This window comes from Nocardia sp. NPDC057455, assembly GCF_042802775.1.
Classification (GTDB): Bacteria; Actinomycetota; Actinomycetes; order Mycobacteriales; family Mycobacteriaceae; genus Nocardia.
The window spans coordinates 16659-32965 of sequence record NZ_JBHVDM010000029.1 but is presented as its reverse complement, the minus strand read 5'-3'; the positions used below and the strand labels follow the sequence as shown (position 1 = coordinate 32965).

At 68.6% G+C, this 16307-nt stretch carries 15 protein-coding genes; 7 read left to right on the top strand and 8 right to left on the bottom strand.

Annotation, left to right across the window (positions count from 1 at the left end):
* Positions 1 to 76: 76 nt before the first annotated feature.
* From ACFU5M_RS14455 to ACFU5M_RS14440, 4 genes are read right to left on the bottom strand one after another with little or no spacing between them, the layout of a single operon-like run.
* Positions 77 to 1051: a glycine betaine ABC transporter substrate-binding protein gene (locus ACFU5M_RS14455; RefSeq protein ID WP_379048916.1), complete on the bottom strand. Its 975-nt coding sequence runs from the start codon at positions 1049 to 1051 to the stop codon at positions 77 to 79.
* Positions 1048 to 1812 carry an ABC transporter permease gene (locus ACFU5M_RS14450; RefSeq protein WP_379048915.1) on the bottom strand — a complete coding sequence of 255 codons (765 nt, stop codon included), beginning with the start codon at positions 1810 to 1812 and terminating at the stop codon, positions 1048 to 1050. The genes ACFU5M_RS14455 and ACFU5M_RS14450 overlap by 4 nt, the downstream gene beginning before the upstream one ends.
* Positions 1809 to 3008, bottom strand: coding sequence for an ABC transporter ATP-binding protein (locus tag ACFU5M_RS14445; protein WP_379048914.1), 1200 nt, complete (start codon positions 3006 to 3008; stop codon positions 1809 to 1811). The genes ACFU5M_RS14450 and ACFU5M_RS14445 overlap by 4 nt, the downstream gene beginning before the upstream one ends.
* Positions 3001 to 3651 (bottom strand): ABC transporter permease, encoded by a 651-nt coding sequence (locus ACFU5M_RS14440; protein ID WP_379048963.1) that lies wholly within the window; start codon positions 3649 to 3651, stop codon positions 3001 to 3003. Before ACFU5M_RS14440 ends, ACFU5M_RS14445 begins: the two co-directional genes overlap by 8 nt.
* Positions 3652 to 3846: 195 nt before the next feature.
* Here ACFU5M_RS14440 and ACFU5M_RS14435 point away from each other — a divergent pair, with 195 nt between their 5' ends.
* The 3 genes from ACFU5M_RS14435 (at position 3847) to ACFU5M_RS14425 (ending at position 6698) form a co-directional block, all read left to right on the top strand.
* Positions 3847 to 4449: a CHAP domain-containing protein gene (locus ACFU5M_RS14435; protein ID WP_379048962.1), complete on the top strand. Its 603-nt coding sequence runs from the start codon at positions 3847 to 3849 to the stop codon at positions 4447 to 4449.
* Positions 4450 to 4680: 231 nt separating this feature from the next.
* On the top strand, positions 4681 to 5808 hold the full coding sequence (locus ACFU5M_RS14430) for a hypothetical protein (protein WP_379048913.1): 1128 nt from the start codon (positions 4681 to 4683) through the stop codon (positions 5806 to 5808).
* A 176-nt stretch (positions 5809 to 5984) separates the two neighbouring features.
* Complete coding sequence (locus ACFU5M_RS14425; RefSeq protein ID WP_379048912.1) at positions 5985 to 6698, top strand: DUF1906 domain-containing protein; 714 nt, start codon at positions 5985 to 5987, stop codon at positions 6696 to 6698.
* A gap of 293 nt (positions 6699 to 6991) precedes the next feature.
* Here ACFU5M_RS14425 and ACFU5M_RS14420 read toward each other — a convergent pair whose 3' ends face one another.
* Together ACFU5M_RS14420 and ACFU5M_RS14415 are read right to left on the bottom strand one after the other, a co-directional pair.
* On the bottom strand, positions 6992 to 7351 hold the full coding sequence (locus ACFU5M_RS14420; RefSeq protein ID WP_379048911.1) for a hypothetical protein: 360 nt from the start codon (positions 7349 to 7351) through the stop codon (positions 6992 to 6994).
* Positions 7352 to 7482: 131 nt separating this feature from the next.
* Complete coding sequence (locus ACFU5M_RS14415) at positions 7483 to 8283, bottom strand: hypothetical protein (RefSeq protein WP_379048910.1); 801 nt, start codon at positions 8281 to 8283, stop codon at positions 7483 to 7485.
* A 278-nt stretch (positions 8284 to 8561) separates the two neighbouring features.
* Here ACFU5M_RS14415 and ACFU5M_RS14410 point away from each other — a divergent pair, with 278 nt between their 5' ends.
* Complete coding sequence (locus ACFU5M_RS14410; protein ID WP_379048909.1) at positions 8562 to 9833, top strand: mannosyltransferase; 1272 nt, start codon at positions 8562 to 8564, stop codon at positions 9831 to 9833.
* Between the two features lie 146 nt (positions 9834 to 9979).
* Here the strand turns inward: ACFU5M_RS14410 and ACFU5M_RS14405 are convergent, their stop codons facing one another.
* Together ACFU5M_RS14405 and ACFU5M_RS14400 are read right to left on the bottom strand one after the other, a co-directional pair.
* Positions 9980 to 10267, bottom strand: a complete 288-nt coding sequence (locus tag ACFU5M_RS14405) for a 4a-hydroxytetrahydrobiopterin dehydratase (RefSeq protein ID WP_379048908.1) — start codon at positions 10265 to 10267, stop codon at positions 9980 to 9982.
* 51 nt (positions 10268 to 10318) lie between these two features.
* Positions 10319 to 10495 carry a hypothetical protein gene (locus ACFU5M_RS14400; protein WP_085994939.1) on the bottom strand — a complete coding sequence of 59 codons (177 nt, stop codon included), beginning with the start codon at positions 10493 to 10495 and terminating at the stop codon, positions 10319 to 10321.
* 230 nt (positions 10496 to 10725) lie between these two features.
* Here ACFU5M_RS14400 and typA point away from each other — a divergent pair, with 230 nt between their 5' ends.
* From typA to mshB, 3 genes are all read left to right on the top strand, one after another.
* Positions 10726 to 12624 (top strand): translational GTPase TypA, encoded by a 1899-nt coding sequence (gene typA / locus ACFU5M_RS14395; RefSeq protein ID WP_379048907.1) that lies wholly within the window; start codon positions 10726 to 10728, stop codon positions 12622 to 12624.
* Between the two features lie 894 nt (positions 12625 to 13518).
* Positions 13519 to 15297, top strand: coding sequence for an ABC transporter family substrate-binding protein (locus ACFU5M_RS14390; RefSeq protein WP_379048906.1), 1779 nt, complete (start codon positions 13519 to 13521; stop codon positions 15295 to 15297).
* Positions 15294 to 16178 carry an N-acetyl-1-D-myo-inositol-2-amino-2-deoxy-alpha-D-glucopyranoside deacetylase gene (mshB, locus tag ACFU5M_RS14385; protein WP_379048905.1) on the top strand — a complete coding sequence of 295 codons (885 nt, stop codon included), beginning with the start codon at positions 15294 to 15296 and terminating at the stop codon, positions 16176 to 16178. Before ACFU5M_RS14390 ends, mshB begins: the two co-directional genes overlap by 4 nt.
* Positions 16179 to 16307: the final 129 nt, after the last annotated feature.

The window sequence follows — 16307 nt, the reverse complement described above, 5'->3', positions numbered from 1 at the left end:
CCCAACACTGTGACATCTGCGCGTGGGATGAGAGACGACCGCACCAACTAAGCGGTCGTGTCGGTGAGTCGCGGCCTCAGCGCGCGGTGACGAACCCCTGGGCAACCATCCAGTCCCGGGCCACCTCCGCGGGTTCGCGTCCGTCCACGTCGACCTGACGGTTGAGTTCGGTGATGGTCTCGTTGGTGAGGCGCTGCGAGATCGGCGTCATGACCGCGATCACCTCCGGATGCTCGTCGGCGAAGCTCTCGCGCATCACCAGCGCCGCGTTGTATTTCGGGAAGAACCCGCGATCGTCTTGCAGCAGGACCAGATTCAGTGCCGGGATGCGTCCGTCGGTGGCGGCGACCGAGCCGAACCGGCACTGTCTGCCGTCGGCGGTCGCCTGGTAGACCACCGCGTCCTGCACGATCTGCTTGCGCACCTTGCCCGTGTCGATCTCGTACTTGCGGGCCAGGCCGGGGAATCCGTCCTGGCGGACATTGAATTCGGTGCCGACGCAGATGGCCGCGGCGGCCGGATCGGCGGCGGCCAGCCCGGCGTAGTCCGACAGCGTGCGCACGCCGGTCTCCTGCGCGGTCCGCGCGCTCATGACCAGCGCGTAGGTGTTGTTCATCGGCGCCATCGCCGTCCACACCATCCCGTGCGCGGCGAGGTCGGCGTCGCGCACCGCCTCGAACTGGCCGATCTCGTCGGGCACCGGCGTCTCGTTGCCGAGGTAGTTGATCCAGCCGGTGCCGGTGTAGTCGTAGGCGAGGTCGATCTGCCCGTGCAACTGGGCGTCGCGCACGCTGTTGGAACCCTGGATGTTGGTCAGGTCACGGACCTCGGCACCGGCTGCCGTCAGGGCGAACTCGATGAGATACCCGAGGATGTTCTGTTCGGTGAAATCTTTGGAACCCACCGTGACAGGCACACCGTTCAGTGCGGGAATCGGGCGGATGCTGCCCGGCCCCACCCGCAGCGGCACCGCGCCGCCGGATTGCAGCCCGCAGGCGGCCACCAGTGCCAACCCGAGCCCGAGAGCGAGCGCGCGCCAAGCCCGGGTCATTTCAGCCCCCTCGGCCCGAGGAATTCTTCGGCGAGCGCGCCGAGCCAGTCCACCAGCAGTGCCAGCGCCACCGCGAGCACCGCGCCGACCACCAGGGTGACGTTGTCGCGCAGTTTATAGCCGGTGTCGATCAGGATACCGAGCCCGCCCGCGCTCACCAGGAAAGACAGTGTCGCGGTGCCGACCGCGAGCACCAGGGAGGTGCGCAGCCCGGCCAGGATGTAGGGCACCGCGAGCGGGAATTCGATGCGGCGCAACACCGTCACGGCCGACATCCCCTGACCGCGGCCCGCATCGATGAGCGTGCGGTCCACCTGCTGGTAGCCCAGGATGGTGTTGCGCAGCACCGGAAGTAGCGAGTAGAACGCGATCGGCGCCACGCCGATCCAGAAGCCGGTGGTGCGGGTGGCCAGATAGAACAACACGATCAGCCCGATGGCCGGTGCGGCCGCGCCGATGTTCGCGATGCCCACGAATACCGGTGTGAGGCGCCGGAAGCCAGGTCTCGTCAGCAGCGTGCCGAGCGGCACGGCCACCGCGAGCACGATCGGCACCACGGTCCCGGTGATCAGCACGTGCTGCCAGGTGACGGTCGCGACGTTGCCCGCGTTCAGGCTCGCTCGCTGCGTGACGCTGAGGTCGCGGGCGAAGGCCCACACCAGCACGCCCGCGGTAAGCACGAGCACGAGCACGGGCTGGACGAGTAAACGGATCCGCTCGGCCCTGCGCTGGGCGGCGGGTGAGGCGAGGGCGGTGGTCACGGCGCGCCGTCCGTCGCGGCGCCGTCCGCTCCGTGCTCGGCACGCAGGGCCGACAGGTGCCCGACCAGGGTGTCGATGGTGATCAGCCCGACGTACTCGCCGCGCGTCCCGGTCACCACCGCGGTCGCGTTCTGTTGCGCCAGCAAAGCTTCCAGCGCGTCCTGCAGCGTCGATTTCAGCGACAAGGACTCCGGTACCGGTGCGCCGAGGCCCCGCAGCGAGTCGGCGTGCGCCAGTTGCTCGACCGAGACCCAGCGGCGTGGACGGCCCTGACCGTCCAGCACGAGCGCCCACGGCCGGTCCCGATCTGCCAGCGCGGCGCGCAGTTTGTCGGCGGGGTCCTCCTCGGTGGCGGTGGGGCAGTCGCCGAGTTCGACGTCCCCGACCCGGGTCAGCGTGAGCTGTTTGAGCGAGGCGTCGGCGCCGACGAAGCCGGCGACCGTCTCGTCGGCCGGGTCGGCCAGGATCGCCGCGGGTGTGTCGTATTGCAGGATTCGGGATCGGTCGCCGAGCACGGCGATGCGATCGCCGAGCTTGACCGCCTCGGTGAAATCGTGGGTGACGAAGACGATCGTTTTGCCGAGTTCGCCTTGCAGGCGCAGCAACTCGTTCTGCAGCGAGCCCCGGGTGATCGGATCGACCGCGCCGAACGGCTCGTCCATCAGCAGCACGGGCGGGTCGGCCGCGAGCGCCCTGGCCACGCCGACGCGTTGCTGCTGGCCGCCGGACAACCGGCGGGGATAGCGGTCGCGGAAGGTGTCCGGGTCGAGACCGACCAGCTCCAGCATCTCGTCGACCCGTGCCGCGATGCGCCGCCGGTCCCAGCCGATCAGGCCCGGCACGGTCGCGACGTTCTTCGCGACGGTCAGGTGTGGGAACAATCCCGCCTGCTGGATCGAATACCCGATGCCGCGGCGTAACCGGTCGGGGTGGATCGTGGCCGCGTCACGCCCGTCGATGGTGATCGTGCCCGAGGTGGGCTCGATCAGCCGGTTGATCATCCGCATGGTGGTGGTCTTGCCGCACCCGGACGGTCCGACCAGGACCACGATCTCACCGGCCGGGATGGTCAACGAGACGCTGTCCACAGCCGGATCGCGCTGTCCTGGGTAGTGTTTGGTCACCGAGTGCAGCTCGATCTCGACGCCGGAGACGACGGATTTCGCGGGGCCGCCGCGGGTTTCGGTCTCAGTCACGGATTCCCCTCGAGGTGGTGAGCCGGCCGATCAGGACGTAGATCCCGTCGAGTACGAGTGCGAGCACGACGACCAGGAGCGTGCCGACCAGAGCCTGCGGTACCGCGTTCGGGCTGCCCAGGCGCGCGAGCCCGGAGAAGATCAGGTTGCCGAGCCCGGGGCCCTTGGCGTAGGCGGCGAGAGCGAGGATGCCCATGATCAGCTGCGTGCTCACCCGCATTCCGGTCAGGATCGCCGGCCAGGCCAGCGGCAATTCGATCCGGGCGAGCACCCGCAGCCGGTTCATCCCGACCCCGCGGGCGGCATCGGTCACGGCCGGATCCACCGAGGCGAGTCCGATGATGGTGTTGCGCAGAATCGGCAGCAGCGCGTACACCACGAGGGCGGTGATCGTCGGCGCGACGCCGAGGCCGAGGATGGGGATCAGCAGGCCGAGCAGCGCGAACGACGGGACGGTGAGCACCGCGCCCGCCAGCGCGGAGGCGATCGAGGAGCCGAACGGGCTGCGGTAGACCAGAACTCCGATCAGCACCGAGACCGCCGTGGCCAGCAGCACCGATTGCACCACGGCCGAGACGTGCAGGTAGGAGTCGACCAGCAACTGGTGCCGCCGGTGCACGATGAATGTCCACAGCGTGTCCAGGGCCGTACCTCCCCATCGGCTGGTCTCTCCGGAGACTAGCGCGGTTTCGCCGGTACCGTACGCGATTTCGGATCGCACGGGTGGCCTCCGCTCGGTCACCGTAACCGACCGGATGGCCCCGGGAACTGTCGGGCGCGCTCGCGCGTCGAGTTCCATAAGCTCGACAACAGCATCACACGAATGGACGGGGGAGCGATGGCGCAACAGTCGAAGTCGCGAGCGGGGCGGTGGATCGCGCTCGCGGTGGTAGCCCTCGCTGTGATCGGCGTGGGGATCACCGGGGCACTTCGGTGGCAAGACCGCGTCGATCACGGAGCGGACATGGGTGAGCGTCTCACCGAGTTCCCGGTGCTGGATCGTGCGGCGCTCGACGCCACCCAGGCCGAAATCGTCGCGGTCGCCGAGCGCGAATTCGCCGATCCGGGCGCGGGGACGAAATACGCGGAAGGCGTCGATGAGGCGTGGTGCGCCGATTTCGTCAGCTGGGTGCTGCGCGAGGCCGGTGCGCCGCTGGCCAACCCGAATTCGGGCTCCTGGCGAATTCCGGGTGTCTATACCTTGCAGGAGTACTACGAGAGCGTCGACCGATTCGTCCCGATCGGCTCGGGCTATCGACCGCGGACCGGTGACGTGCTGCTGTACGGGGAATCCAGTCCGTTCGGGCAGCACACCAACATCGTCCTGCGGGCCGATGAGGGACAGGTGACCACGATCGGCGGCAACGAGTACGACGAGGTCCGGATCCACCGCTTCACGCTGACCGAGGTGTCGGGAGTGGTCGGTCTCGGGCGATTGTGAAGATCACTCCCGCGGAGCGGAATCTGTCCGATATGCGGGTGAAACGGTGCGCCGGATGGTCCTACGATGGAGTCGGCGGCGCCCGGCAGCGCCGCCGCCGGTCCCCGCCCTGCTTCCCCCTCATCGGCAGGACGGGGATCCCAGGCTGACCAGCGCGTTCCGGAGTGCGACAAGATCGGTCGCGTACCGTATCGGGTGTCCATCGAGAGGTGAGGGTTCCGGGGACTACTGATGCATCCGACCGACGAATCGGGTAGTGCGCCTGCCTGGATCGACTACGCCGAGTTCGGCGCGCGTTTCGTCACGCACGCCGTGAACGCCGCTCGCATCGAATCCGCGATCTCCGGCATGACGGGCCGCGGCCTGACCATCGGTCCGGTCTCGATCGGCCCGGCCGGACTCGCGGGTTTCGTCGCGGAGGGCAAGGTCGGCGCGCCGCGCGTCCTGCACAGCGGTCCCGGGGTGACCTTCGCCGTGACCGTCCCGGTGTCGCTCACCCTCAAAGTGCTGCTCGGCGGCCGGAAGTTGCGGCTGGAGGCCAGGGTCGAGATCGATCTGACGCTGCACGCCCGCACCGCCGAGCCCGTGCTGATCGTCATCGACATCCCGCCGATCACCCAGCGTGACATCAGCTTCGTGCTGCGCGCCCAAGCGGTGGAGTCGGCATGGGAATGGCTGCTCGACCCGATCGCGGGGGTGGTGCAGCGGGAGGTCGCCTCCCGGGTGAACGCCATGCTGGCCGATCCGCAGACCCGCCGGAACCTGGTGTTCGACGTCGAGGCGATGGTCGCGGGCAAACGCTCGCCGTACCGGGACCGGACCGCGTTCGACTGGATCGGTTACGACGAGTTCGGGCATCGGTTCTTCGCCCGGATCGTGACGCGCGAACGGGTGTCCGACGTGGTCGAGCGGTTGGCGGGCAGGCCGATCGAAGTCGGACCGCTGCGAACGGGGCCGCGCGCCAGTGCGGTCGTGACCGTCCGGGGAGCGGTCCGGATGCCGCGGCTGGTGGACCGGTCGGCGGATCCGGTCGCGTTCGACCTCACGCTGCCGGTGAGCCTGGACATCACGGTGGACGTGCTGAAAGCCAATCGCTATCGCGCCGACGTCGAGGTGCCGTTGGTGCTCACCGCGCGCGCCGCGGACCCCTTGCGGGTGGTGATCGACGTGCCGCCGCCGGACCCGGCAGGCATCCGGATGGAGTTCACCGCGCACGGCGCGCGTGCGGCCGCCCTCGGTGCGCTCGCCGGGATCAAGAAGCAGGTCGTGGCGCAGGTGGCGGCCGTGATCCGCAAAGAACTCGCCGATCCCGCCATGCGCACCATCGACGTGGCCGCACGTATCGACGGTGTCGTCTGACCGGATCACCTGCGGCGGATGTGGCGAATGTGAAACGTGTTTCTCCTGGGTCTAGCGGTTCCAATGTGAATGTGGTGAAATGAGTTCACGTTCGAGGCTCCCGGCGCACGGGTGATCTGGGGAAGGTGCGCCGGGCACGCTGCTATCCAAGTCGGGGTTGCGCGAAGGAGTCGACGATGCGTTCCATTTCGGTATCCCGGCGTGATCTGTTCGCCTACGCGGCCGCCGCGGCCGTGGTCGGCGTGACCGCAGCGGCAACTCCCGCCGCCGCGCAACCCTCGCTCGGCACCCTGATCGATTACGCGGGTGGCGTCCCCTCAGCGGCGGCGATCCGCGACGCCGGCCATGTCGGCGTCATCCGTTATGTGTCCGACCGCAGGCCCGGCGCCGAGTGGATGGCGGGGAAGCCGCTGCGATCCGCCGAAGTCGACGACCTCAAAGCCGCCGGTCTGCAGATCGTCTCGTGCTACCAGTTCGGCAAGGGGCCCACCGCGGACTGGCGCGGCGGGCTGGAGGCGGGCAAGCGGCACGCCGAGCGCGGGCTCGCGTTGCACCGCACCGCCGGTGGCCCCGACAACGTGCCCATCTACGCATCCATCGACGACAATCCCTCGGCGGTCGACTTCGCCACGATGATCGCGCCGTACCTGCTGGGCTGGCAGGCCGTGCTCGGCAAGGAGAACACCGGCGTCTACGCGAACACCCCGACCATCGAACTGGCCCGCACCGCGGGATTGGGCGCCTGGTTTTGGCAGCACAACTGGGGCACACCCAAAGGCTTCGTGCACCCGGCCGCCAACCTGCACCAGTTCGAGATCGACAAGCGATCCATCGACGGGGTGGGGATCGATGTGAACAACGTGCTCACACCCGAGTACGGGCAGTGGTGAAAGCGGCCGGACTCTTATCCACGTTCCGGCGCCGACTTACTCGATGCTCTGTACCCCGACCGAGCGTCCGCCGCCGGCCTGCTGACGATCGACGCCCGCTGCGTCGGTGAAAGGTGGCCTGCGACCGTCGGGTGAACCTCGTGTAGGCGTCCGAGTCCGGGCCGCGAGCGCCCTCGTGGGGGCACTTCGATCGCGGTGATTCCAGCCGACGCGACCACATCGGCCCAGCTCCGGCTTCCGAGCGAAGCGAGGCCGAGCATGCGGACACGCCGCGCGGCGGGCGCTGCCGAGTATTACGTCTGGGAGTGGCTTATCGGTGTGACGCGCAGGTCGGGTTCGTCGTCCGGGACGACCCGCAGGGTGGGGCGGCTGTCCGGGGCTTCGTGGTCGCCGAGCCAGGAGAACAGCGACCACCGGGACAGGCCGGAGAACGCGGAACCGAGGCTGGCGAACGAGAACGACGAGATCGCCGACCCGACCGATCCCACGGAGCCGATCGACAGTACCGAGCCCACGCTGCCGATGGACAGGACCGAGTAGGCCGACCCGATGGACAGGATCGACCCCTCCGAGCGGATCGAGAGGATCGAGCGGTGCGAGTGTCTGCTGCGGATCGAACGAGCCGTGCGTATCGAATGATCGATGGTCGCCATAGTTAGCGGTCTACCACAGTCCGGACCGCCCGTGGGGCGGCGCGACGGATCCATTCGAGGTTGTCGCGGAGTTCCCTTGGAACGACCGAGGGCGGCGACCCGATGGAGTCGCCGCCCTCGCCCGAAAAGCGTCAGCCTACGGTGAAGAACCCGAGCGTCGGCAGGAACGAGCAGGTCCGTGCCTCGTCGTCACCGGACTTGGTGGTCAGCGAGCCGGAGACGACCGCGACGACGCGGCCGAAGCCCGTGTCGGCGATCGCGGACAGCGTGGCGGGGCCGTCCGGGTTGATCTTGGCCTCGTCGGTCAGCGGCAGGACGCCGGACTGGCGGGTGTCCAGGTTCAGCCACTGCACCGTCATCGGCGGATTCTGCACCGGCGTCGGCGACTTGGTGCCGAGCGCGGTGAAGACGAACCCGGTCTGACCCGCGCTCGGTCCGGGCGGCGGCAGCGTGGCCGGGCCGGGAACGGCCAGGGCGGTGCCCACCGAGTCGGCGCTCGGGCCGATGCAGCCCTTGCCGATGGTCGGGTACAGGAACTGCGCGATCGCCGGTCCGTCCTGCGGCACCTCGGGACCACCACCGCCGCTGCCGTCCAGGAAGGTGATGATCCGTTCCAAGGTCGACTTGATCTGCGGCGGCAGGTTCAAGGTGGCCAGCAGCCTGCGTGCCTGATCCAGGATGGCCGACTGCGGGCCCGCGATCCCGGCCGGGCTCGCGATATCCGCCGGGCCGGCGACGGCGCCGACGATGGCTGGGGCCAGCGCGGCCAGCGCGTCCACCGGAACACCTTCGGGAACCATGGGCACGCTGTTCGTAAGCGCCGCGGGGGCGGTCGCGGGGGCCGCGATTGCTGTCGTCGGCGCGGCGAGCGTGGCGCTCGCCGCGATGGCGAGCGCGGACAATGCGATCCGCGATCCTCGGGTGCGAAGCACTGGTCTGGCCGTCCTTACCTCGGGTACATCTGGGTTCGATTGCTAAAAGCCATCGTTTCGGGGTCACTCTAGGGACATTGCGGCTATGTGTACAGCCGCGGCGTCCAGAAGGCGCCGTGGACGAACAGTGTTAGCAGAAGATACCGCGCCCTGATGTTACTGATGTGAAAGTTGATGCAAATGTTACCGGTGGTTCGAGGGTGGAACCGACCGGAAGCGCGCTGCGGTTAATCTAATCGGTGCCGTCCGTGCTGTCGCCGGAACATCGAAGTCCGGGCGTGCTGAACCGACGCACCGCACCCGAGCCGAAAGCCAGCGATTTGAATCGTCACCTCCGATGGGCTTTGTCGGTGCTGGGCCTGTCCGTGCTGGCCCGGTTGCTCTGGATGCTGCTGTCTGCGAATGGGATGAACCTCGTCGACCTGCACGTCTACGTCGGTGGGTCGGCCGCGCTGTTGACCGATCAGCTCTACGACTTCACCTACGCGGAGAAGACCCCGGATTTCCCACTGCCGTTCACCTATCCGCCGTTCGCGGCGCTGGTGTTCTTCCCGCTGCACTATCTGCCGTTCACCGTGGTCGCGGTGGCCTGGTTGGTGGCCATCGCCGCGGCGCTGTACGCGGTGGTGCACATCAGTCTGGAGTTGCTCTTCGGTGCGCAGCGGCTGCGTACGCCGCAGTGGCGGGCCGCGACCGTCGGCTGGACCGCGCTGGGGCTGTGGCTGGAACCGGTGCGAACCACGATGGACTACGGCCAGGTCAACGTGTTCCTGGTGCTCGGCGGGATGCTCGCGGTGCGCAGTTCGCGGTGGTGGATCTCCGGCGGACTGGTCGGGATCGTCGCGGGCATCAAGTTGACGCCCGCGATCACCGGCCTGTACTTCGTCGCGCGCAGGCGCTGGGGAACCGTGGTGTGGTCGGCGGTGGTCTTCGGCGCGACGGTGGGGCTGAGCTTCCTGATCGCGCCGACCGAGGCGCGCCGGTACTTCGGCACACTGCTCGGGGACGCCGATCGGATCGGCCCGGTGGGGTCGGTGTGGAATCAGTCGTTGCGCGGCACACTCAGCCGGATCCTCGGCTACGACGTGGAGTCCGGCCCGTGGTGGATCGCGGCCGTCCTGGTGGTCGCGGTGCTGGCGTTGCTGGCCTGGCGCGCGCTCGGCCCGGACGACCGGCTCGGCACGCTGATCATGGTGCAACTGTTCGGGCTGATGGTCTCGCCCATCTCGTGGTCGCATCACTGGGTGTGGTTGCTGCCCATGGTGCTCTGGCTGGTCTACGGGCCGCTGCGCCGGGCGCCCGGCGCACGGATCATCGCCGGGTACTGGCTGGTGACCATGTTGGTCGGCGTGCCGTGGGTGTTGTCCTTCTTCCAGGATTCGATCTGGACCATCTCGCGCCCGGGCGTGCTGGCCTGGCTCGGCGCCGTCGACGTGCTCGGCGTCGTGGCGTTCTATCTCTGGGTCATCCGTTTCGGGCCCCGGCACGCGGGATCGGGCGTGGACGAGGAAGCGCGCGTGACAACAGAGGGCTCCGCGCGTACGACGTAAGTGCCACGCGCGGTCGGGCTCGGGCAAGATCTTCGGGATTTGGTCCGTGCCCAACGCAACGATGGGCCACAGCTCCCGGTTTCGAGCGAAGCGAGACCGAGCATGTTCCGTGCGCGGCCCGGCGCAGCACCGTAGGCGCTACAAATTCAACACAGCCGATCTATCTGGTGCGCGAGTGCGACATCCAGCGCGGTGAGTCCGCCCGCGGAGTGGGTGGACAGGCTGAAGGTGACGTTGCGCCAGCGGATATCGATGTCGGGATGGTGATCGGCTTCCTCCGCGACTTCGGCGACCCGGCGCACGAGTTCGATGCCCGCGGGAAACGTGGGCGCCTTGACGGTGCGGACCATGGTGTCCCCTGACCGGGTCCAGTCCGGCAGTTCGGTGAGGGCCTCGGCGATCTCGATATCGGAGAGCAGTGTCTGCTGGGCCATAACACTCCTTACTACTCGCCTCGGGCCGCCCCGGAAAGGTGGCGGCGGGGGTCAGGCGGCGCGTGCCTGCTTGAGTGCCTTCTTCAGATCCTTGCCGGTGACTCCGGCCGCTTCGCACTTCTTCATCCGCATGATGACTACGGGGCACTTCAGGCAGCGCGTCTTCTTCCGACAGCACTTCTTCTTGGGTTTCAGGCTGGAAACCTTCTTTGCTTTGACCTTGCCCACGGGGGTTAGCGTACCCTAAGTGCAATGCCTGAAACGTGGCGCGAAAGGACTGCCGGTAGGGTATAGCTGGCCGCGATGCCCGGTGAGTTTCGATTCTCCACCTGTCTGCAAGGAGCCCGGCGTGAGCGTCAGGACCCGGAGGCGGCGACCTGCGTAACCACGCAGGGTTCCGCTTCCACAGGACACCGAGCACCGTCGGCTCCCATACCGAACAGCAGGAGGATTCAGGCGTGTCGTCTGCACGCGATTTTCGCAACGTCGCCATCGTGGCCCACGTCGACCACGGCAAGACGACCCTGGTCGACGCCATGCTGCGCCAGTCGGGCGCCTTCGCCGAGCGGGCCGAGCCCGTCGATCGCGTGATGGACTCCGGCGACCTGGAGCGCGAGAAGGGCATCACCATTCTCGCCAAGAACACGGCGGTGCACCGCCACCACCCGGACGGCTCGGTCACCGTCATCAATGTCATCGATACCCCGGGCCACGCCGACTTCGGCGGTGAGGTCGAGCGCGGCCTGTCCATGGTGGACGGCGTCGTGCTGCTGGTGGACGCGTCCGAGGGGCCGCTGCCGCAGACCCGGTTCGTGCTGCGCAAGGCGTTGGCCGCGTCGTTGCCGGTGATCCTGGTCGTGAACAAGACCGATCGCCCCGATGCCCGCATCGAGGAGGTCGTCGAGGAAAGCCACGACCTGCTGCTGGACCTGGCCTCCGATCTGGACGACGCCGCCGCCGAGGCCGCCGAGCTCGCGCTCGACCTTCCGGTGCTGTACGCCTCCGGGCGGGAGGGCAAGGCGTCCAAGGAACGTCCGGAGAACGGCAACGCGCCGGCCGCGGAGAACCTCGACGCGCTGTTCGACGTGCTGCTGGAAAACATCCCCGCGCCGAAGGGCGATCCGACCGCGCCGCTGCAGGCGCACGTCACCAACCTGGACGCCTCGGCGTTCCTCGGCCGTCTCGCCCTGGTCCGCATTCACAACGGCGAACTGCGCAAGGGCCAGAACGTCGCGTGGATGCACGCCGACGGCGTCAAGCAGGTGAAGATCACCGAGCTGCTGCAGACGATCGGCGTGGAGCGTCAGCCGGGTGAGGTCGCCGTGGCGGGGGACATCGTCGCCATCGCGGGCATCCCGGACATCATGATCGGTGACACCCTCGCCGACATCGACGATCCGGTCGCGCTGCCGCGCATCACCGTCGACGAGCCTGCCATCTCGGTCACCATCGGCACCAACACCTCGCCGCTGGTCGGCCGGGTGCAGGGCCACAAGCTGACCGCCCGCATGGTGAAGTCGCGCCTGGACCAGGAGCTGGTCGGCAACGTGTCGCTGCGCGTGCTCGACATCGGCCGCCCGGACGCCTGGGAGGTGCAGGGCCGCGGTGAGCTGGCGCTGGCCATCCTGGTCGAGACCATGCGCCGTGAGGGTTTCGAGCTGACCGTCGGCAAGCCTCAGGTGGTCACCAGGCAGGTCGACGGCAAGGTGCACGAGCCGTACGAAGAGCTGACCATCGACTGCCCAGACGAGTATCTCGGCGCGATCACCCAGTTGCTGGCCGCGCGCAAGGGCAAGATGGTGCAGATGAGCAATCACGCCGCGGGCTGGGTGCGGATGGAGTTCATCGTTCCCTCGCGTGGCCTGATCGGCTTCCGCACCGACTTCCTCACCGAGACCCGCGGCACCGGCATCGCCAACGCCGTGTCGCACGGTTACGCGCCTTGGGCGGGCGAGATCCGGGCCCGGCACACCGGCTCGCTGGTCTCCGACCGGGCGGGCACGGTGACGCCGTTCGCCATGATCCAGCTGGGCGACCGCGGGCAGTTCTTCGTCGAGCCCGGTGCGGACACCTACGAGGGCCACGTGGTCGGCGTCAACCCGCGCGCGGAGGATCTCGACATCAACGTCACGCGGGAGAAGAAGCTGACCAACATGCGCAGCTCCACCGCCGACGTGATGGAGACCCTGGCCAAGCCGTTGCAGCTGGATCTCGAAGGCGCCATGGAGTTCTGCGCCGCCGACGAGTGCGTGGAGGTCACCCCGGAAGTGGTCCGGGTACGCAAGGTGATCCTCGGGCAGAACGAGCGTGCGCGGGAACTGTCCCGGCGCAAGGCGCGGGACCGCGCGGCGCTGTAATCGCCTCCGGCCGAACGGGATTCGGTGTCACTGCGGTGACGCCGGATCCCGTCGGCGGTCGGCGCGCGAACCGAGGGGCGTTCGGCGGGCGTCCGCGCCGGGCGCGTGGATTCGACTCGCGTACACCCGAGGGTCGTCGGCAATTCATCCTGATATTATTCGGGATGGGCTGAGCGATCGAAATATACGGTTTTGTGATGTGGTTTGCGGGACAGAAAGTAGATCGCAACAGACCTCGAAGCCTGGCCAACTTTCTTGCCGCACCTAGCGCTGTTCTTTCCTGTTCCACGGCGCGATCCAGAGAGAGATCAGTTTGCTCTGGGCGCAGAATCGCTGCCGAGGTGCAGGTGATTGTGTGGGAACTCGCGAAAATTCATGACGATATCGCGAAGAGTAGAGTTCGTGCCCGTCGGTAGAGATCGACAGACGTACAGCGCGTCCTGATTCATCTCGCCTCCCGCCAGTGGTCACCCGGAGGAGCGAAGGGGTGCGCTTCCCCGGTGGCCGGGGGCCTGACGTGCGGATCTGCCATGGCCGCTGATAGGACAGCCGCAACGGCCCATGGCTTCCCGGAGGGCGGATCTCGTCTTCGATCCCCCCGTTTCGGGGCAATGGTTTCGTCGCAGGCGTGAGTGGATTCCCTCGTGGCCTCATGGCGCCGACGACAGGCATCCGCATTGTCGAACTATGTGTGCCGATGCGTTGTCGCCCATTGCTCCGCAGTGGGTACGCCGAATATTTGCCGAGATTCGGGACGGTATGGACGGTCGATATCACCGGCGCTACGGCCCGCTTACGATTGCGTTTCCGCGGATATCCGTTCTACCACATCGTTTCCCCGCTCGGCAGCAGGAATCTGGGAACGGCCTCGACCGTACGGTAGAGTTCCCGAGCGTGAAAGTGGGCGCAGGAAAACGCGCAGCGTGGCGCACGTTGCTGCCGGCCGTGGCAGTGCTGACCTTGATCAGCAGCTGTGCGGCGAATCCGCCGCCGCCCATCGAGAGCACCGACAGCCCGAAGACCACACCGGTCAAGCCGGCGGAGACGACCGTGGTCGTCGCCCTGGACACCATCGGTACCGCCTTCAATCCGCATCTGCGCTCGGACCAGTCCGCCGCCACCTCGGCGATCGCCTCCCTGGTGCTGCCGAGCCCGTTCCGGCCGGTACCCGATCCGGCGCGGCCCGGTGCGACGGCCTGGGTGCCGGATTCGTCGTTGCTGGTCTCCGCCGAAGTGACCGCGCAGGAACCGTGGACGATCACCTACAAGTTGCGCAACGAGGCGTCCTGGTCGGACGGGGCGCCGATCGCGGCCGAGGACTTCCGCTACCTCTGGCAGGAGATGATTTCCGAACCGGGGGTCGTCGATCCGGCCGGATACCGGATGATCTCGGATGTGAACTCGTCGGCGGGTGGCAAGACGGTCACCGTCGTGATGGCGCAGCCCTACCCGGGCTGGCGCGAGTTGTTCACGGATCTGCTGCCGTCCCACCTGCTCAAGGACGCGCCCGGTGGGTTCGCCCGGGGGATGAACGGCCAGGTCAATGGCGTCCGGGTGTCCGGTGGCCCGTTCGGGATCCGCTCGGCGGACCCCGGCCGTGACGAGATGCTGCTCGAACGCAACGACCGCTTCTGGGGCACACCGGCGATGCCGGGCCAGATCCTGTTGCGCCGCGGCGGTACGCCCGCGCAGCTGGCGGGCTCGCTGCGCACCGGCGACGTGCAGATGGCGCTGGTCCACGGCGGCGTGGCGACCCAGGCGCAGCTGGGGGCGATTCCCTCTGTCCGGACCGCGATCATGCCGCAGTCGCGGGTGCTGCAGATGGCGTTGAACGGGCGTAAAGGCGAACTGAGCGATCCTCGGGTCCGCTCGGGTGTGCTGGCGCTGCTGGACCCAGCCCTGCTGGCGACGGTCGGCGCCCAGACCGGCAACTGGGTGGAACCGGCTCGCGCGCAGGTGCTCGCGCCGTCCGATCCCGGTTACGCCCCTACCGCTCCACCGCGGCCCTCGGCCGAGGAGGCGTTCGCGCTGCTCGCCGCCGCGGGGTACGGCCGGGCGCCGGAGCCTCCGCCCGCGATCTCGCCGACCTCGCCCGCCCCGCAGCCGCGCACCCTCGGGAAGGACGGCAAGCCGCTGGCCGTCCGCATCGGCGCGGTGGATCGGGACGCGACGGCCTTGGCCGTGGCCAATACCGCTGCCGATCAGCTGCGCAGCGCGGGTATCGACGCCACCGTGCGCAGCGTCGCCGCCGACGAGCTCTACGGCAAAGAACTGATCGAGGGCACGGTCGACGCGATCGTCGGCTGGGAGGTGGCCGGTTCCGATCCGGCGACCGTGCTGGCGTCCCGCTACGGGTGCCCGCCGCCCGCGCTGCCTGGGGTCACCGGCCCGGCGCAGGCCATCGCGGAGGCGGCGCAACGCGCGCCGAGCAATCTGCCCGGGGTGTGTGATCCGACCCTGCAACCCGCGATCGACGAAGCTCTGCGGGGCGGCGACGTGGGGCGCGTGCTCGCCGAAGCGGAGCCCAAACTGTGGGCCATGGCGACGGTGCTGCCGATCGTGCAGGACAACGCCGTCGCGGCGTCCGGTCCCCGGCTGGACGGCGCCTCGCTCAGCGGCGCGATCCAGGTCGGCATCTTCGGCGACGCGTCCATGTGGCGCAGGATTCCGTGACCGCGGCGACGGGCGGGCTACTCCTGGTGCACGCCCACCCGGACGACGAGTCCATCACCACCGGGGGCACGATCGCGCACTACCGCCGTCGCGGCGTGCCGGTCACCGTGATCACCTGCACTCTCGGCGAGGAGGGCGAGGTGATCGGCGACGAGTGGGCGCTGCTCGCCGCGGAACGTGCCGACCAACTCGGCGGCTATCGCATTCTCGAGCTGACTCGCGCGCTGGAAGCGCTGAACGCGGGCCCGCCGCGCTTCCTCGGCGGCGCGGGACGCTGGCGCGACTCCGGAATGGCCGGCACGCCCGCCGCGAACAAGCCCCGGGTGTTCGTGCGCTCCGGGGACGAAGCGGTGCGGGCGCTCACCGACGCGGTGCTCGAGTTACGGCCGCGCGTCGTGGTCGGCTACGACCCCAACGGCGGCTACGGCCACCCCGACCACATCCGTGCGCACGAGATCACCTCGGCCGCGGTGCAAGCGGCGGCGGGCGAGGGCTGGGACACCCCGAAGTACTACTGGACCGTCACCGACGCCGACATGCTGCGCCTGCACACCGCCGCGCTGGCACGGCGCACGGTCGCGGGCCTGCCCGGTGCGCTGCCGCCCGGTTGGCGGCTGCCCGCCGAAGGTGAACTCGCGAGCGTGCCCAGTGACGCGGTGACCACCACGATCGACGTGTCCGACGTGCTCACGGCCAAGCGCGCCGCGCTGCGGGCACACGCCACCCAGGTCACCGTCGCACCGTCCGGCCGGGAATTCGCGCTGTCGAACAATGTCGCGCAGCCGGTGCTGCCCGAAGAACATTTCATCCTGGTGCGCGGACGGCGCGGTCGGCTCGGGCCGGACGGGCGGGAGCACGATTTGTTCGCCGGACCGGAGTGACGGAAATCCGCCGATCGGCGCGCTTCACCGGTTCCGGTTATCACGCACGATCCGCACATCCAGCGCCGATGTTCACCGGGTCGATGGGGTTTGCCGCGTGTGAACGGGTACCGGCCGTCGCCGCGGAGC

Bases quoted from the DNA above. Each gene is read 5' to 3' on its own strand.
- ACFU5M_RS14405 (WP_379048908.1), bottom strand. From the start codon at position 10,267: ATGGCCCAGCAGACACTGCTCTCCGATATCGAGATCGCCGAGGCCCTC.
- ACFU5M_RS14425 (WP_379048912.1), top strand. From the start codon at position 5,985: ATGCGTTCCATTTCGGTATCCCGGCGTGATCTGTTCGCCTACGCGGCC.
- ACFU5M_RS14430 (WP_379048913.1), top strand. From the start codon at position 4,681: ATGCATCCGACCGACGAATCGGGTAGTGCGCCTGCCTGGATCGACTAC.
- ACFU5M_RS14420 (WP_379048911.1), bottom strand. From the start codon at position 7,351: ATGGCGACCATCGATCATTCGATACGCACGGCTCGTTCGATCCGCAGC.
- ACFU5M_RS14455 (WP_379048916.1), bottom strand. From the start codon at position 1,051: ATGACCCGGGCTTGGCGCGCGCTCGCTCTCGGGCTCGGGTTGGCACTG.
- ACFU5M_RS14435 (WP_379048962.1), top strand. From the start codon at position 3,847: ATGGCGCAACAGTCGAAGTCGCGAGCGGGGCGGTGGATCGCGCTCGCG.